General features: G+C 73.2%; 16 protein-coding genes. 8 read left to right on the forward strand and 8 right to left on the reverse strand.

Annotation, left to right across the window (positions count from 1 at the left end; genetic code table 11):
* Positions 1-191 precede the first annotated feature (191 nt).
* On the reverse strand, positions 192-1,484 hold the full coding sequence (locus HUN58_RS09215; protein ID WP_208738887.1) for a sodium:proton exchanger: 1,293 nt from the start codon (positions 1,482-1,484) through the stop codon (positions 192-194).
* A gap of 425 nt (positions 1,485-1,909) precedes the next feature.
* Positions 1,910-2,554, reverse strand: a complete 645-nt coding sequence (locus HUN58_RS09220) for a HEAT repeat domain-containing protein (protein ID WP_141860206.1) — start codon at positions 2,552-2,554, stop codon at positions 1,910-1,912.
* 157 nt (positions 2,555-2,711) lie between these two features.
* On the opposite strand from HUN58_RS09220, the gene HUN58_RS09225 reads away from it, so the two are divergent.
* Complete coding sequence (locus HUN58_RS09225) at positions 2,712-3,665, forward strand: aldo/keto reductase (protein ID WP_180225719.1); 954 nt, start codon at positions 2,712-2,714, stop codon at positions 3,663-3,665.
* Between the two features lie 43 nt (positions 3,666-3,708).
* On the opposite strand, the gene HUN58_RS09230 is transcribed toward HUN58_RS09225, so the two are convergent.
* Positions 3,709-5,889, reverse strand: coding sequence for a hypothetical protein (locus HUN58_RS09230; RefSeq protein ID WP_180225720.1), 2,181 nt, complete (start codon positions 5,887-5,889; stop codon positions 3,709-3,711).
* The gene (gene pyrE, locus HUN58_RS09235) at positions 5,886-6,437 is read right to left on the reverse strand and encodes an orotate phosphoribosyltransferase (RefSeq protein ID WP_180225721.1); all 552 of its coding nucleotides are present in this window, start codon (positions 6,435-6,437) and stop codon (positions 5,886-5,888) included. Before pyrE ends, HUN58_RS09230 begins: the two co-directional genes overlap by 4 nt.
* A gap of 97 nt (positions 6,438-6,534) precedes the next feature.
* Here pyrE and HUN58_RS09240 point away from each other — a divergent pair, with 97 nt between their 5' ends.
* The 3 genes from HUN58_RS09240 (at position 6,535) to HUN58_RS09250 (ending at position 10,592) form a co-directional block, all read left to right on the forward strand.
* The gene (locus HUN58_RS09240) at positions 6,535-8,205 is read left to right on the forward strand and encodes a hypothetical protein (protein WP_180225722.1); all 1,671 of its coding nucleotides are present in this window, start codon (positions 6,535-6,537) and stop codon (positions 8,203-8,205) included.
* 144 nt (positions 8,206-8,349) lie between these two features.
* On the forward strand, positions 8,350-9,684 hold the full coding sequence (locus tag HUN58_RS20930) for a peptidoglycan DD-metalloendopeptidase family protein (RefSeq protein ID WP_180225723.1): 1,335 nt from the start codon (positions 8,350-8,352) through the stop codon (positions 9,682-9,684).
* Positions 9,685-9,755: 71 nt separating this feature from the next.
* Positions 9,756-10,592, forward strand: coding sequence for an exodeoxyribonuclease III (locus HUN58_RS09250; protein ID WP_114850278.1), 837 nt, complete (start codon positions 9,756-9,758; stop codon positions 10,590-10,592).
* 307 nt (positions 10,593-10,899) lie between these two features.
* Here the strand turns inward: HUN58_RS09250 and HUN58_RS09255 are convergent, their stop codons facing one another.
* Complete coding sequence (locus tag HUN58_RS09255; RefSeq protein WP_180225724.1) at positions 10,900-11,823, reverse strand: AEC family transporter; 924 nt, start codon at positions 11,821-11,823, stop codon at positions 10,900-10,902.
* Between the two features lie 103 nt (positions 11,824-11,926).
* Here HUN58_RS09255 and HUN58_RS09260 point away from each other — a divergent pair, with 103 nt between their 5' ends.
* From HUN58_RS09260 to HUN58_RS09270, 3 genes are all read left to right on the forward strand, one after another.
* The gene (locus HUN58_RS09260) at positions 11,927-12,520 is read left to right on the forward strand and encodes a nitroreductase family protein (RefSeq protein WP_180225725.1); all 594 of its coding nucleotides are present in this window, start codon (positions 11,927-11,929) and stop codon (positions 12,518-12,520) included.
* A 222-nt stretch (positions 12,521-12,742) separates the two neighbouring features.
* Positions 12,743-13,144 carry an acyl-CoA thioesterase gene (locus tag HUN58_RS09265; RefSeq protein ID WP_175325143.1) on the forward strand — a complete coding sequence of 134 codons (402 nt, stop codon included), beginning with the start codon at positions 12,743-12,745 and terminating at the stop codon, positions 13,142-13,144.
* 48 nt (positions 13,145-13,192) lie between these two features.
* Complete coding sequence (locus HUN58_RS09270) at positions 13,193-13,951, forward strand: HAD-IIB family hydrolase (protein ID WP_180225726.1); 759 nt, start codon at positions 13,193-13,195, stop codon at positions 13,949-13,951.
* Between the two features lie 126 nt (positions 13,952-14,077).
* Here the strand turns inward: HUN58_RS09270 and HUN58_RS09275 are convergent, their stop codons facing one another.
* On the reverse strand, positions 14,078-14,701 hold the full coding sequence (locus HUN58_RS09275) for a phosphoribosylanthranilate isomerase (protein ID WP_180225727.1): 624 nt from the start codon (positions 14,699-14,701) through the stop codon (positions 14,078-14,080).
* 40 nt (positions 14,702-14,741) lie between these two features.
* The gene (locus HUN58_RS09280) at positions 14,742-15,821 is read right to left on the reverse strand and encodes a serine/threonine-protein kinase (RefSeq protein WP_180225728.1); all 1,080 of its coding nucleotides are present in this window, start codon (positions 15,819-15,821) and stop codon (positions 14,742-14,744) included.
* Between the two features lie 174 nt (positions 15,822-15,995).
* Here HUN58_RS09280 and HUN58_RS09285 point away from each other — a divergent pair, with 174 nt between their 5' ends.
* Complete coding sequence (locus tag HUN58_RS09285; RefSeq protein ID WP_180225729.1) at positions 15,996-16,199, forward strand: DUF2945 domain-containing protein; 204 nt, start codon at positions 15,996-15,998, stop codon at positions 16,197-16,199.
* Between the two features lie 4 nt (positions 16,200-16,203).
* On the opposite strand, the gene HUN58_RS09290 is transcribed toward HUN58_RS09285, so the two are convergent.
* Entirely contained in the window at positions 16,204-16,932 is a 729-nt protein-coding gene (locus HUN58_RS09290) for a DedA family protein (protein WP_231050024.1), read from the reverse strand.
* Between the last annotated feature and the right edge of the window lie 35 nt (positions 16,933-16,967).

The following is a 16,967-nucleotide window of genomic DNA, read 5'->3' on the forward strand; positions in this document are numbered from 1 at the left end:
GGCCGGTCCCCGGTCCCCGGTCCCGGTCCCCTGCCCGCCGAGCGCCCCACATCTGGCACGCTCGGCGGAGCAACCCGACGACTTCTGCTCGCTCGACGGAACGCACGCGGCGTGTTCCGCCCGCTCGCGGCCCCGGGAAGCGGCGCACTCGTGCCGGGAAGTGCCGCACCCGCAGCCCCGAGCAACACCCGTCAGGTGCGGACCGCCGCGGCCCCCGCCCGCCGGAACGGCGCCGCGAGCGTCGGCAGGATCGACGACCGGTGCACCCAGAACACCACGAGGGCCGCGACGAGGTGCACCACGCTCAACACCCACCGCCCGCTCGTGTCCGTGACGACGAACTGCACCGCGAACAGCGCCACGAGGGCGATCGCCGACCACCGGTGGAAGCGCAGCGCGATGATGATCGCGACCCCGAGCACGGTCTGCGACGCGGTGAGCATGAACTCCTCGACCTGCCGGCCGTCGAGCGGCAGCCCGCCCGTGGTCCCACCGCCGAGCACGTGCGCGATCGGCAGCGACCCGACGAGCAGCGACCACTGGTTGACCTTCGACGCGATGAGCGTCCCGATCGCGGCGCCACCCATCCCGCGCAGGGCGAACAGCGCGGCGACGATGAACTCGGGCGCCTCGGTGGCGAGCGGCGCGAGCCACTGCACCAGGAAGTAGCTGTCGATGCCGAGCGCGCTGCCCGAGGCGACCAGGGCCTCGGCGAAGGGCTCCGCCGACGACAGGATGACCGCGGCGGCGACGACGAACAGCGCGACGATCGTCCAGCGACGGGCCCGCGTCGGCATCGAGGCGATGTTGCCGGCCATCCCGACCATCTCCTCGTCCTCGTCGTCCCCGTCGGACACCTTCGACGCGCGCCACAGGTAGGCGACGAACGCGGCGAGCAGCACGAACCCGAACCACATCGGGATGGAGCCCATCAGCGGGATGAGGAACGCGACGACCGCCAGGAGCGCCAGGAAGCCGATGTCGAGCCGCGAGGACGTCTCGAGCTGCAGCACCTTCGTCGCCGAGGCGGGCAGCGAGCCGGCCTTGACGGAGCGACGGGCGACGAGCAGCGAGAGGATCACGACGAGCGGCCAGCCGAACCCGAGCAGCAACCGGTTCGAGCCGGTCATGTTCGCGGCGGCGAACTGCTCGTAGGCGGGATCGTAGCCGGAGCGGAACGCGTAGTACAGGTCGACGGCGTACTCGGGCAGCACGGCGATGAGCGCCAGGATCGCGATGGCGAGCGCACCGGAGATGTCCTTCTGCGCGGCCTCGGCGGCCCAGGCGAGCAGGAACGAGGCAGCGACGACCGCCCCGCCGAAGACGAGCAGGTCGACGACGGCGTTCGGCGCGAAGCCCGTCACACGGAAGACGACAGCGGGCAGGGCGAGCACGATGCAGATCGCGATGCGGCCCCAGGCGCTGCGGCCCATCCGGGGTGCGTGTGCCCGCTCGGTGGCGGTGGGCGTGGAGGTGTCGATCACGGGGTGGTCCCTTGGTCGGGCCGCACCGGAGCACAGGGGTGGGAGCGCTTCGGCACGACAGAACGGCCGAAGGTCTCGCTCGCCCGCCGGGTGGGACCGGACGGGTGGTGCACCGGGCCGATCGTCGTGATGGCCAGTGTGTCGACGCACGCGCTGGGAGCTACTCCCCTTCGCCCACCACCCTGCCCGTCCCGATCCGCACGTGCAAGCCGATCGGGCCTGTTCGGCGACCCGAATCCGGGTGTTCCCCGGCCCGCCCCGGAACCCCGGGAACCGGTCGCGGCGACCCGCACCGCACGACACGCGCGGCCCGACGAGTGCGGCCCGACGAGTGCGGCCCGACGAGTGCGGCCCGACACAGGGGCCCCAGGGACGGACGGGAGGCACGGGGCGGGCCCGCCCCGTGCCTCCCGTCCGTCAGGTGGTCAGCCGGACGCGCGCTTGCCGCGTCCCAGCGCCATCTCGCGTCGTGCGCGCTCGACGGCGAGCGCCGACCCGGCGTCCGGGTCGGCGAGGAGGCGCTCGGTGTCCGCGACGTGCTCGCGGACGGCGTCCCCGCGACGCTCGGCCGCCTCGGTGAGGACGGGTCCCGCGACCTCCGGACCGAGGGAGGCGAGCGCGCGGCTCAACGCGAGCCGACGCTCGCGGTCGCCGGAGCCGAGCTCCCGGGCGAGCCGACGGGCCAGCGCCGGGCGCTCGCTCTCCGGTGCGAGCAGCGCGGCCGCGCGCCAGGCGGTCCGGGCGACGCCGGGGTCCGGGTCGCCGAGGGCATCGGCCACGGCCGGGTACACCGAGGCATCGCGGATCTTCGAGAGGGTGTGGAGCGCCTGTGACCGGGCCTGCGCCTCCGGTCGGTGCAGCTGCTCGACGAGCCGCGGCACGGTCAGCTCGGCCGGCAACCGGACCAGCGACCACGTCAGCGCCTCGCGCACCTGCAGGTCCGGGTCGACAGCGCAGCGCTCGAGCAGCAACTCGAGGTCGGCCGGGTCCGCCGCGGTCCCGAGGGCCATCACGGCGCGCAGGCGCACGGAGGAGCGGGGGTCGGTGAGGGCGTCGGCGGTGGTGGTCATCCCCTCATGGAACACCCTGCCACCGACGGGACAGCGCGCTGCCACCGGCGGATCGGGGAGTCAGACGACGGGCATAGCGTGGGGCGGTCCGGGCACGCTCCGGACCCGTACGGGCGACCCGTACGACCGATCCGCACGACCAGGAAAGGACCTCCGCATGCCCCGCATCGGAACCAGCGACCTCCACGTGTTCCCCCTCGCCCTCGGCGGCAACGTCTTCGGCTGGACCGCCGACGAGCAGACCTCGCACCGGGTGCTCGACGCCTACACCGGTGCCGGCGGCGACTTCATCGACTCGGCGGACGTCTACTCCGCCTGGGGCGACGGCAACGAGGGCGGCGAGTCCGAGCGCGTCATCGGCTCGTGGCTCCGAGCCTCGGGCAAGCGCGACGACGTGGTGATCGCCACGAAGGTGTCGCAGCACCCGCAGTTCCCGGGGCTGTCGGCGTCGAACGTCGCCGCGGCCGCCCGCGCGAGCCTCGAGCGGCTCGGCACCGACCGGATCGACCTGTACTACGCGCACTTCGACGACCAGGACACCCCGCTCGAGGAGACCGTCCGCGCGTTCGACCAGCTCGTCCGCGAGGGCCTGGTGCGGTACACGGCGATCTCGAACTACTCCCGCGCACGTGCCGAGGAGTGGATCCGCATCGCGAAGGCCGAGGGACTGGCGCTGCCGGTCGCGATCCAGCCGCACTACAACCTGGTCACCCGCGAGCCGTACGAGTCGGAGATCGCGCCGCTGGCCGCCGCCGAGGGCCTGGGCGTCGTGCCGTACTTCGCTCTGGCCGCCGGGTTCCTGACGGGCAAGTACCGCACGAAGGACGACTTCGCCGGGCGGGACCGCGAGGGGCAGGTGTCCGGGTACTTCTCGGACCAGGGACTCGCGGTGGTCGACGCCCTCGACACGATCGCGCAGGCGCACGGCGTGGAGATCGCCTCGGTGGCGCTCGCGTGGCTGCAGGGCCGCCCGGACGTCGTCGCGCCGATCGCCAGCGCCCGGAACACCGAGCAGCTGCCGGCGCTCCTGGCGTCCGCCGAGCTCGAGCTCACGGCGGACGAGGTCCGGACGCTCGACGATGCCTCGGCAGCGGTCCCGACCGAGGCCTGACCCGCGGCTACGGCCGCGCTGAGCCGCGGGCGCTGGTGCCGGACTACTTGCCGTCCGGCGCCAGCGACCCGGTCAGCATCTGCCCCTGCGCACGGGTCGCGAAGCACGAGATGAACGTGTTGCCCTGGTCCCAGGTGGCCTGGTCGGGGGCGTAGGAGCCCTGCACCTGCACGTCGCCGACCTTCGCGGCCGCCGCGGTGTCGATCGCCTCGGAGCTCTGGCAGGTCTTCGCCGCCTGCTCCGCGAGGGCCTCGGGTCCGGGCCACTGGCTCGCGGACACCTGCACGCGGGCGGTGAGCTGCGCGGTGTGCGGCGAGGAGCAGTCGACCACCGTGTAGCTCTGGTCCCACGCGTTCGTGAACGGGGACAGGCACTCCCCGCCCGCCAGGTCCGTCCACGGGTGCACACCGGGGGCGGCCTGCGTCGTGGCGAACTGCAGGGTCGCGGCCGGTTGCTGCTGGGTGGACCCCTGCGCCGTGCCGGACTCGGGGGTGGCCTCGGGCGTCGCGGGGGCCGAGGCGGCCGCGGTCGAGCTCGGTGCCGGCGTCGACTCCTCGATCGAGCCGCCGAGGATCCAGCGGGTCAGGGCGAACACGGCGACGAGCAGCACGACGATGAGCACGACGGCCCCGCCGATGAGCAGCTGCTTCCCGCGCTTGCCCTCGTTCTTCAGGCGCGAGACGCCCTCGTCGAGCAGGACCGCGGCGCGGTTCGGCTGCGCGGGTTCGGCCGTGGGGCGCGGTGCCCCTGCCCGGTCGGCCGAGGGGACCGCGGGCATCATCCGCGTGCCGGTCTCGTGCGGGTCGTACCCGGTGGCGCCGAGCTGCCCGACGGCGGCGGTGCCGAACAGGTCCTTGATGGCGCTCGTGTCGCTGGTCTCGCGGCCGTCCCACTCGGACTGGTCGATCTCGTCGCCTTCCCCGACCCCGGGGGCGCCCGACCGGCGGGGGCCCGGCGTGACGTCGTCGTCGCGGTCGGCTCCGTGGCCGACGTCCTGCCGGTCGTCGATCGGGAACGGCAGTCGGGTCGTCGCCGCGTCGGACGCCGGACGCGGTGCCGGCTCGACCAGGGGCGGGACGGGTGCGGCGGTCGCGTCGGGTGCAGCCCACCACGGGGTGGCCCCGGTCGGCGGCTCGGAGGACGCAGCAGCTGACGACGGCTCCGGCGCAGCCACCGAGGCGACCGGCGCAGCGGGCGGCGGCGCGATCGGCAGCACCGTCGTCCCGTCCGCGGGGGTGTCGACCTCGCCCGAGACGACGTCGTCGTCCGCCTCGTCCGCGAGCGACCACGAGCCGGCGCCGAACGCCGTGGTGTCGAACGAGTCGGTCGTCAGGGTCGTCGGGACCTCGCCGGTCTCGTCGTCCCGGATCGCCCAGTCGAACGGGCGCTCGGTGGCGCCGCGCTCGTCGTCCCCGACGCCCTGCAGCCGCAGCAGCTCGGTGAAGCTCGGCGGCTCCCCGGTCGAGGGAGCCGGCGTCGGCGGGAGCACCCCGTGCACGCCGAGGGGCTGCGCCACCGGGCCCGTCGGGGTCACCGGCGGCGGAGGTGTCTGCGCACCGGTCGCCCGACCGAGCCAGTCGACGTCGCTGCGCCCCTGGCCGAACGGGTCGGTGCGACGGCGTTCCTCGTCGACGGCACGGTTCTCGGCCGCGCGCTCGTCCCGGTGCGTGAGCGCCGTCGGCAGCGTGATGGAGGAGGGGTGCTGCGTCGTGCTCGTCGGCGGCACCGGTGCGGCCGGCGGGATGCGCTCCCCGAGCGTCTCCCGCTCGTGCTCGGCGCTCGCCTGCGGGTTGACCGAGGGTGCCTGCAGCTCGTCGTCCATCCGGATGGCCTGCGTGGCCCCGGCGTCGTCCGGCTCGCGCGCGGCCGGCACCGAAGGCGTCACCGCCGGCGGCACCGGACGCTCGGCCAGCGGCGCGGGACGGCCGTCGGCAGGCTCTGCAGACTCGGCGGCCGAGGCCGGCGCGGTCGGCACGTCCGACGTGAACGGCTCCGGCAGCGGCGCGCCCGTCTCCCGGGCGGCCCGCTCCGCCTCGCGGCGCTCGCGCCGCGAGGGCCACTCGTCCGCCGACCGGGGCGCACCGAAGATGTCCGCGGCGCTGCGGAGCCCGCGGAACGGAGCGTCCGAGGCGGACGCGCGCTGAGCCTCCAGGCCGTCGTCCCCGTCTGCCGGGCCGGCGGTGTCCTCGGGCTCGCGCGCGTCGTCCGGACGCTCCCCGGTCACGCGCTCAGCCCCAGGTCGGCCAGCCCGATCGCAGCGAAGTAGGGGTACCCGGCCGCCTCGATGCGCTCCTTCGCGCCGGTGTCGCGGTCGACGACGACGGCGACGGCCGCGATGATCGCACCCTCGCGCTCGAGCGCCTCCGCCGCCTTGAGCGGCGATCCGCCGGTCGTGGAGGTGTCCTCGAGCACGACGACGCGCTTGCCGCGGACGTCGGGGCCCTCGACCTGCTTGCCGCGACCGTGGTCCTTCGGCTCCTTGCGCACGACGAACGCGTCGTAGGTCAGGCCGCGCGCGGCCGACTGGTGCAGCACGGCGCTCGCGATGGGGTCCGCACCCATGGTCAGGCCACCGACCGCGTCGACGTCCGGGACCTGCTGCAGCAGGTCCGTCATGACCTGTCCGATCAGGGGTGCGACGCGGTGGTCGAGACTCACCTTGCGCAGGTCGATGTAGTACGAGGCCTGCTTCCCGCTGGTCAGCGTGAAGTCGCCGTGGAACACGGCCTCGTCCGAGATGTGCTGGATCAGCTGTTCGCGCGCGTCGGTCACAGCGCACCAGGGTAGTCGGTCACCCCGGGATCGCACCCGTCGGCCGTTCCCCGCCACCCGCAGGCGGCGCTCCGGACGGCTCGGTACGCTCCGCCTCATGTCCCACGACGCACCGGAGCCGCGCGCCTCGGTCGCGTCCGGACCCGCTTCGGCGGCCCACCGCCGGTGGGTGGCGACGGTCGGCCGGGAGGCACTGGGCGCGGTCGTCGCGCTGGCCCTGTCCGTCATCGCGTTGCGTCACGTCGTCGCGACCGAGCGGGTCGCCCTGCTCTGGTACGACGCGGACTCCGTGCTGCTGCCGCTCGTGGAGCGCTCGATCCGTTCCGGGCAGCCGTTCGAGTGGGCGATGTCCCCGGCGCTGTTCTTCTTCCCGGAGCTGCCGGTCTACCTGCTCTGCTCGCTCGTGACGGCGACGGCCCAGCAGGCCCTGGCGCTCAACGGCGTCCTGGTGTTGCTCGCCGTGTACGCCCTGGTGCGGGCGGCTGCGAACGAGCTCATGCCGTCCGCACGGCGCTCGGCGCGGATCGCGACCGCGGCGGTGGCGCTCGGGTTCGTCACGCTGCTGGTGCTCACGGAGTCGTCGGCGACCGCCACGTCGCTCGAACTCGCGTCGCTGCTCCTCACGACGACCTACTACTACGGCGCCCTGCTCGCGATGCTCGGCACCGCGGTGCTCGTGCTCCGTGCCGTCCGGACCGGTCGGGCGTCCGTGACCGGGCTCGTGGTGCTCGTGCTCGTCGCGGCGTGCACGACGGCGTCGAACCCGCTGTACGTGCCGTGGTCCGCGGCGCCGGTCGTCGTCACGCTCGTGCTGCTCGCCGCTGCACGACGGCTGCCGTGGCGCCCGGTCGCCCGGTTGTCCGGGGCGCTCGTCGCGGGGTCGGTCGTCGGGTACCTGCTGCGGATCCCGCTCCGGCCGTTCGTCTCCCTGGACCCGTCGACGTACGTGCACCCCGAGCACGCAGGCGGGACGCTGTCGTTCTTCGCCGCGCTCACCGACGACCGTGCGGGATCGGCCGCCGGGGACGCGGGCCTGCTGCTCCTGTTCGCGGGCGTGCTGCTCGCCGCGGGCGGGACGGTCTGGGCCTGGCGGGTCCGGACGTCGCGCACCGTGCTCGTCGCGACCGCGCTGCCGCTCGTCACGGTCGTCGCGGTGTCGGTCGGGGTCGTCGTCGCCGGGTCGGACACCCCGCGGTACCTCGAGCCGATCGTCACGGCCCCGCTCCTCGCGCTCGTGGCGGTCGCCGAGCTCACCCGCACCGCCGTCCGGACGACCCGCGTGCACCGGCCCCGCCGCGGGCTCCGGCTGACCCTGGCGGTCGCGGCCGCCGCGGTGCTCCTCGCCGGGGTCGCGACCGCGCCCGGCACCGTCTCGGCCGTCGCGCACGCCCGGTACGGCTCGGTCTCGTGCCTGGACCGGTGGGCGGACGGTCGGCAGGTCACCGGCGTCGGGCAGTTCTGGACCGTCCGACCGCTCGCCGCCTACGCCGCGTCCGACGTGCAGCTCCTGCAGGTGCGGGACACGTTCGACGCCTACCCGTGGCTCGTCGACCTCGGGGCCTACCGGGACGCCCGGCCGACGTTCGTCGTGATCGGGGCGAACGACGTCTGGACCACCGCGGTCGAGGACTCGCTCGGCTCCCCCGCGTCGATCATCCACTGCACCGGGTACGACGTGTACGACTACGCCGGGACCGCCGGCGCGGCGGTGCTGCGGCGGGACGTGGTGGGGAGCGCCGACGTGATCCGGCGCGAGCGGGGGTTCTGAGCGGGCGGCTGGCGTCCGCGCGTCGGCGTGCGGCGCGTGCCGTGCGGCGCGTGCCGTCCGTCGTGTGTCGTTCGTCCATCGGACTTGTCCACAGCGGCGCGCCGTCGGACCGGGATGCCTGAACGGATGTATAGGCTCGACTCCGTGACTCGTCCCACCAACGGCCGCATCCCCCGCACGTCCCTCCGGTTCCGCCTCGCCGCGACCGGACTGGCGCTCGCCGGCCTGCTCGGGACGGTCCTGCTGGACGCGCCGAGTGCGAGTGCCGCGAAGTACCCCTCGTGGGACGACGTGATGGCCGCCCGCGGGCAGGAGTCCGCGAAGCAGGAGCAGATCACCACGATCCGGGGCATCATCGACGGCCTCGCGACCCAGGTGCAGGAAGCCGAGGCCGAGGCACAGCGGCTCGGCGACGAGTTCTACGCCGCGCAGAGCGACGCGCAGGACGCCGCCGAGAAGGAACAGAAGCTCCGTGCCGACGCCGAGGAGCACGCGAAGGTCGCCGAGCAGAGTGCCGCCCAGGCCGGGCAGCTCGCCGCGCAGATGGCCCGACACGGTGGCGCCGACGTCACGGCCTCCGTGCTGTCCGGCGGCGAGTCCGCGCGCGACCTCCTCTACGACCTCGGTGCGCTGAGCAAGCTCTCCGAGCAGTCCGAGCGGGTCGAGGCCGCAGCGACCGCGGACGCCGCCGTCGCCCGCTCCCTCACTGCGCAGGCCGACCGGGCCTCGGCGGAGCTCGACCGGCTCGCCGCCGCCGCGCAGGAGCGGATGGACGCCGCCCAGGCCGCGGCCGACAAGGTCCAGTCGGCCTACACCGAGCAGCAGGACAACAAGGCCCGGCTCGACGCCCAGCTCGCGACGCTGACCTCGGGGCGGGTCCGGACCGAGGCCGAGTTCGCCAAGGGCGAGGCCGAGCGCAAGGCCGCGATCGAGAAGGCCGCGCGCGAGGCAGCAGCGGCCCGCGCGCGCGAAGCAGCAGCCGCGGCAGCTGCCGCGAACAGCGGCGGCGGTGGCGGCGGTGCTCCCGCGCCGAGCGGTGGCGGCGGCGGCAGTGTGGGTTCCGGCTCCGGCACCGGTTGGGTCCGTCCCGCCGGCGGCTACGTCATCAGCCCCTACGGCTACCGCGTGCACCCGATCACCGGGCGGGTCACCAAGCACGACGGGCTCGACCTGACGAGCGGCTGCTCGACGGCGATCGTCGCGGCGTCGGCCGGCACCGTGGACTACGTCGGCTGGTACGGCGGGTACGGCAACTACGTCCGGATCAACCACGGCGGTGGCGTGAAGACCGCGTACGGGCACATCGTCAACGGCGGCTTCCGGGTCTCGCCTGGCCAGCAGGTCTCGGCCGGGCAGCTCATCGCCCTCGTCGGCTCGACCGGCAACTCGACCGGGTGCCACCTGCACTACGAGGTCCACATCAACGGCGCCACGACCGACCCCGCGCCGTTCATGGCGGCACGGGGCGTCGGCTTCTAGCCCGCGGTTCGTCGGCTTCGAGCACGCGGTCGATCGGCCCGCGCTCCGGCGGCACCGGTAGGTTCGATCCCATGCGCGTCGCGACCTGGAACGTCAACTCCGTCCGCACCCGAGTGGGCCGGATCGTCGACTGGCTGGTCCGCGAGGACGTCGACGTCCTCGGCATGCAGGAGATCAAGTGCAAGCCCGAGCAGTTCCCGGTGGAGGCGTTCGAGGCCGCCGGCTACCAGGTCGAGGCGCACGGCCTGAACCAGTGGAACGGCGTCGCGTTCGCCAGCCGGCTGCCGATGGAGGACGTCACCCGTGACTTCCCCGGCCAGCCCGGGTTCCTGAAGGGCCACGAGGGACCGGACCTGCCCGTCGAGGCCCGCGCGATGGGCGTCACCGTCGACGGCGTCCGGCTGTGGAGCCTCTACGTCCCGAACGGCCGCGAGCTCGGCGACCCGCACTACACGTACAAGCTCGACTGGCTCGAGCAGCTGGCCGACCGGACGTCCGAGTGGCTCGAGGCCGAGCCGGAGACACCCCTCGCGCTGATGGGCGACTGGAACGTCGCGCCGCTCGACCGGGACGTCTGGGACGTGGCCGTGTTCGAGGGCGCGACGCACGTCAGCGAACCGGAGCGTGCGGCGTTCCGCGCGTTCGAGTCCCGCGGCCTGCAGGACGTCGTCCGCCCGATCGTCCCCGAGGGCTACACGTACTGGGACTACAAGTCGCTCCGGTTCCCCCGCAACGAGGGCATGCGCATCGACTTCGTGCTCGGGTCCCAGGCCTTCGCCGACGTCACGGTCGGCGCGACCATCCACCGCGACGAGCGGAAGGGCGACGCCCCGAGCGACCACGTCCCCGTGTCGGTCGACCTGGACCTGGAGACCTCGCTCGACGACGACCGCCCGATGATCTTCTGACGCGTCCCCTCTCGCCCACCTGCTCCCACCGCGAGCGGGCAGGACACGCCGCCCGCGTCGCGCCCCGCGGGCGCAACACGCCGCCACGGGCCGCCGAGCGGCCCAGATGTGGCACCTTCGCGACCTCGCGACGGACGGGAGGCACGGTGCCAGCCCGCCCCGCGCCTCCAGTCCGACAGTCCCCACCCGCCACCGCGAGCGGGCAGGACACGCCGCCCGTGTCGCGCCCGGCGGGCGCAACACGCCGCCACGGGCCGCTGAGCGGCCCACATCTGGCCCACTCGGCGCCGCCGCCCGGGCGCGCACGCTACGGGTGCAGCACCGCCGCGACCACGACGAGCACCGGCACCGCACCGATCGTCGAGACGAGCACGACGTCCCGCGCGACCGGGACCGCCGCCTGGTACCGCTGCGCGTAGTTGAAGACGTTCTGCGCCGCCGGCAGGGCACCGAGCGTCGTGAGCACGAACACGTCCTGCTCGTCGAGCCGGAACACGAGCCGGGCGACCACGAACGCCACGAGCGGCATCACCACGAGCTTCAGCCCGGCGGCCACGAGCACGTCCGCCCGGATCGCGGGGTCCCGCAGCGGGGTCGCCCCGTGCAGGCTCATGCCGAAGGACAGGAGCACCACGGGCACCGCGGCGGCCCCGACGAGGGCGAACGGCTCGAGGACCGGCGTCGGGATCTCGATCCGGAGCGCGGAGCACACCAGACCGAGCAGCGACGCGATGATGATCGGGTTGCGGAAGGGTCCGGCGACCCGGCTCCGCCAGGTGCCCCCGGTGGCCGTCGCCGCGTCGAGGACGGTGAGCGCCAGGGGTGCGAGCACGACGAGCTGCAGCAGGATCACCGGGACGACCGCGGTGGCCTGGCCCAGGACGTAGACGGCGACCGGCAGCCCGATGTTGTTCGCGTTCACGTAGCCGGAGGCCAGCGCCCCCACCGTCGTCGTCGCGACCGAGCGCCGGAGCACCAGGCGGAAGACCAGCACGGCGACGAGCGCCACCGTGACGGCGCTGATCAGCGAGACCCAGAGCATCGGCGACACCAGCGTCTCGATGTGCGCCGTCGCGATGGTGTGGAAGAGCAGGCAGGGCATCAGGACGAAGAAGGCGAGCCGGCTCATCACGAACTGGGCGTGCGGGCCGAGCAGCCCGGCGCGACCGACGACGTACCCGGCGGCGATGATCGCGCCGATGATCGCGAACCCGGTCAAGACGCCACCCATCGCCTCCATCCTGTCAGCCCGGTCCCGGACGGACGACCATGTGACTGCTCACAGACGCGCTCGGACGGGAAATGCGCGACGCATCGGTACCGTTGCACGCACCATGACCTCGACGCCCGACACGCTCACCCGTTCGACCGACTCCAGCCAGCCGCTCGTGCCGCTCCTCGAGGAGCGTTGGAGTCCCCGCTCCTACGACGAGACCGCCACCGTCACCGACGCGCAGCTCGACGCGCTGCTCGAGGCCGCCCGCTGGGCCCCGTCCGCGATGAACCACCAGCCGCGCCGCTTCGTCGCCGGCCGCCGTGGCACGGACACGTTCCGGAAGATCAACGACAACCTGCTCGGCTTCAACGCCGCGTGGGCGTTCCGCGCGAGCGCCCTCGTCGTCGGTGTCCTCGAGACCGTGACCGAGGACGGCGACGAGCGTCCGTTCGCGCAGTACGACCTCGGCCAGTCCCTCGCCGCGCTCACGGTCCAGGCGCACGCCGAGGGCCTGCACGTCCACCAGATGGCGGGCATCGACGCCGAGGGTCTCCGGGCCGCGTTCGACCTGCCGGAGCGCTTCCGGCCGTACACCGTGACGGCGATCGGCACCGTGGCGGACCCCGCGCAGCTCGGCGACCAGGCCGCGGAGCGCGAGGTCGCGCCGCGCACGCGGCTCCCCCTCGACGAGGTCGTCCTCGTCAAGGAGTAGTCGACGAGCGTCGGACCAGTCCGCCCCCGTGGAGCGCTCCAGCGCCACGGGGGCGTACCATGTCCGGACATGGATCAGGACACGACACCGGACCCCACGCAGGACTCGACACCGGACCCCACGCAGGACACGACACCGGACCCCACGCAGGACTCGACACCGGACCCCGCGCAGGACTCGACACCGGCCCCTGGCCAGGACCCCGCCGAGCCGGCCCCGGAGATGAACTTCTACACCCGCAAGTGGGTCCGCCCCGAGGACCTCAACGCCAACGGCACCCTGTTCGGCGGCAGCCTGCTGCGCTGGATCGACGAAGAGGCCGCGGTGTACGCGATCATCCAGCTCGGCAACGGCAAGGTCGTCACGAAGTACATGTCGGAGATCGTCTTCGTGTCCTCGGCGAGGGAGGGCGACATCGTCGAGATCGGCCTCGTCGCGACCCGGTTCGGCCGCACCTCGCTCACGATGCGCGCCGAGGCCCGGAACCTCTTCACGCACCGGAGCATCTTGACCATCGACGAGGTCGTCTTCGTGAACCTCGGCGAGGACGGCAAGCCCGCCCCGCACGGGTACACCGACATCACCTACGCGCGCGACCGGGTGCCCGCGACGCACCGGGCCTGACGACCGCCCGCACCGGCGGAGCACGACGGATCTGGCAGGATCGAGGGCATGACCACGCCCCGCCTCGTCGCCTTCGACCTCGACGACACCCTCGCGCCGTCGAAGTCCCCGCTCGACCCGCGCATGCTCGAGACCTTCGCGTCGCTGCTCGCCACGGTCCCGGTCGCGGTCATCTCCGGCGGGAACTTCCAGCAGTTCGAGCAGCAGCTCGTGACGCCCCTGAGTGCCCGCGACGGACTCGTCCTCGACGACCTCCACCTGCTCCCGACCTGCGGCACCGCCTACTACCGCTGGTCCGGGTCGGACTGGGCGCTGCAGTACGCCGAGGACCTCACCGACGACGAGAAGTCCCGTGCCCTCGCCGCGGTCGAGACGCAGGCGAAGGCCGCCGGGTTCTGGGAGTCGGAGACCTGGGGTCCGATCCTCGAGGACCGCGGGTCGCAGATCACGTTCTCGGCCCTCGGCCAGTCGGCCCCGGTGGACGTGAAGAAGCGGTGGGACCCGACCGGCGAGAAGAAGGACCACCTCCGCCGGCTCGTGCAGGCCGAGCTGCCCGACCTCGAGGTCCGCTCCGGCGGCTCGACGAGCGTGGACATCACCCGGAAGGGCATCGACAAGGCCTACGGCATGCGACGCCTCGCCGAGCTCACCGGCATCGCCCTCGACGACGTGCTGTTCGTCGGGGACCGCCTCGACCCCGAGGGCAACGACTACCCGGTCAAGGCGCTCGGCGTCCCCTGCCACGCGGTGGAGGGCTGGGAGGACACCGACGCGTTCCTGACGGAGCTGATCCCGACGCTGCGCTGAGCGTGCGCTGACGCGCACCGGACGGACGGGAGGCACGTGGCGGGCCCGCCACGTGCCTCCCGTCCGTCATCCGGTCACGTCCGCGACGCGGCTCGATCCGACGACGCCAGGCCCGGCTGGGTCCGCTCAGGGGATGCTGCGGACCGCCTCGACGAAGGAGCGGATCCGCGCGACGTCCTTGACCCCGCGCTCCGACTCCACACCGCTCGACACGTCCACGCCGTCGGGGTCCAGGGCCTGGACCGCGGCGGCCACGTTCGCCGGGGTGAGCCCTCCGGCGAGGATCCACGCCTCGTCCACCTTCCCCGCGATCGTCGCGGGGTCGACGAGCCGCCCGCTACCCGGCACGGCGGCGTCGAGGAGCAGCAGGTCGTGGTCGAAGGCCGCGCGCTGCTCGGGCGTCTCGCGCAGGAAGTCGTCGGCGGCGACGGCCCGGATGGTGAAGAACCCGGCGTCCCGCGCACGGGCGAAGTCACTCGCCGACTCGCCCCCGTGCAGCTGCAGGGTGGTGAGCCCGACCTCGGACGCGATGCCGACGATCTCGTCGATCTGCTGGTCACGGAACACCCCGACGGCATCGATGCCCTCCGGCACCCGCTCGACGAGCTCCTTCACGAGGTCAGCCGTTACGGTGCGGGGGCTGCCGGCGGCGAAGACGAACCCGACCGCGTCGGCACCCGCGTCCACGGCGGCGTCGACGGTCTCGGGCGTCGACAGACCGCAGATCTTGATCCAGCGCTGGTCGCTCATGGACCCATCCTGCCAGGGACCTGGGTCGTCGGAGGCCGGGTCAGTGCAGGGTGCCCGCGATGTACGCCGCGGTGCACGCGGCGAGCACCCCGAAGGCCGCGAACGACCCGACCAGGACGTTCCGACGACGCCAGCGCCGGACCGCCGCGAACGTGCCGCGCCGTGCGTGCCGGTGGGCGGCGCGGTGCATCTTGTGGTCGCGCTTGTGCTTCGTCCGCTCCGGGCCGAGGGGCACCGGGCCGGTGATCTGCGTCGACCCGCCACGGAGCGCGTTCGCGACGGCGACCGCCGTCGGACGGCGGGCAGGGTCGCGGTGGGTCATCTTGGCGAGCAGGTCGTGCCAGTCCGGACCGACCGAGTCCGGGACCTCGGGGTCGTGCCGCAGCCGGGCGAGGGCAGCCTCGATCAGGGTGCCCGAGTACTCCTGCTTGCCGGTCAGCGACTCGAGGAGCACCAGGCCGAGCGAGTACACGTCGGTCGCGAAGCCGATCGGCTCCCCCGCGACCTGCTCCGGGCTGAGGTACGCCGCGGTGCCGATGATCGTGCCGTCGTTCGTCAAGCGGGAGCCGTCGACGAAGTGCGCGACGCCGAAGTCGGTGAGCTTCACGGCACGGGCGAAGCCGGAGGCGCCCTCGTCGTTGATGAGGATGTTCGCCGGCTTCACGTCGCGGTGCACGATGCCGCGCGAGTGCACGTACGCCAGGGCGTCGGCGAGCTGCGCCCCGAGGTCGGCGACCTCGTAGTTGTGCAGCGGGCCGCCCGCGAGCCGGCGGAGGAGCGTCGTGTCGGCGATGAGCTCCATCACGATGAAGCGGTGCGGGCCGTCCCCGAACTCGTGGGTGCCGGCGTCGTACAGCGGCACGAGACCCGGGTGCGACAGCATGCTGAGCAGCCGGATCTCGCGCTCCTGGCGGACCCGGTCGGCCGTCGTCATCGAGTCCGGCGTCGCGAAGAGCTTGACCGCGACCGCACGGTACGTGTGTTCGTCGCGAGCTTCGTAGACCGACCCCATGCCGCCCGTGCCGATGAGCTTGACGAGCCGGTAGCGGCCCGCCAGGACCGTGTCGGCCCGCGCGCTGTCGACCAGGGTCATGCTGTACTTCGATCCGTCGGGAGTCATCGGGTTCCGCGGCAGACGCCGGCAAGGTGACTCACGGTCAACGGTACGCGTCCCACCTCGGATCCGCGGTGCCGTTACGACATCGTGATGGGGGACAGATCCCCGTGGATCCGCGGAACTGCGGGGGTAGCGTCCGGGTTCCCGGAGAGCCCGGGACTACGCAAGGAGGACATCGTGGCGCTGTCGAAGGGCGACGAGGTGCACTGGAACACCTCGCAGGGCAAGACGACCGGCAAGCTGGTCGAGAAGAAGACGAAGGACTTCACGTTCGACGGGCAGGACTGCAAGCCGACGGACGACGACCCGTACTGGATCGTCGAGTCGGAGAAGTCCGGCAACAAGGCCGCGCACAAGGAGTCGGCCCTCACGAAGAAGTGACCGCTCAGTCGTTCGCGGGTGCCGCACGTCGGCGCCCGCGATCGGCGCGTTCCGCCCGGGCACGCCGGACCCGTCGCACCACGAACGTCACCACGACGACGGCGATCGCGACGTAGAGCACCCGGTCGATCCACTCGGTGTACTGCTCGACCTTGTCGTACTGGGTCCCGAACGCCGCTCCGAGCAGCACCAGGCCGCTGTTCCAGATGCCGCTCGCGATGATCGTGAACACCGAGAACGTGCCGAGGTGCATCCGGTCGGCGCCCGCCGGCAGCGAGATCAGGCTCCGCACGATCGGCACGAACCGGCCGAAGAACACCGCGCTCCTGCCGTGCCGGTGGAACCAGTCCGCGGCCTTGCGGAAGTCGTCCTCGTCGACGAGCGGCAGCTTCCCGAGCCAGCGCACGGTCCGTTCGAACCCGATCACCGCGCCGAGCCAGTAGAGCACGAGCGCGCCGAGGTACGACCCGAGCGTCGCGAGCAGCAGCACGAGCACGAGGTTCATCCGCCCGGCTCCCGCCAGGAACCCCGCGAGCGGCAGGATCACCTCGGACGGGATGGGCGGGAACACCGTCTCGACGAAGAGCATGATCGCGACGCCCCACTCGCCGAGCGCGTCGATGACCTGCAGCACGAAGCCGGAGAGGCCACCGAGGTCCTCGGTGCCCGCCTCCTGACCCGCACTCCTGGTCGAGGCGGGCAGGGTCGGCGGCAGCGTGAGGGCGGTCGTCATGGGTCCACTCTGTCTGAGCGTCCTGCCAGGAGTCA

This window comes from Curtobacterium sp. Csp1 (genome assembly GCF_013347185.1).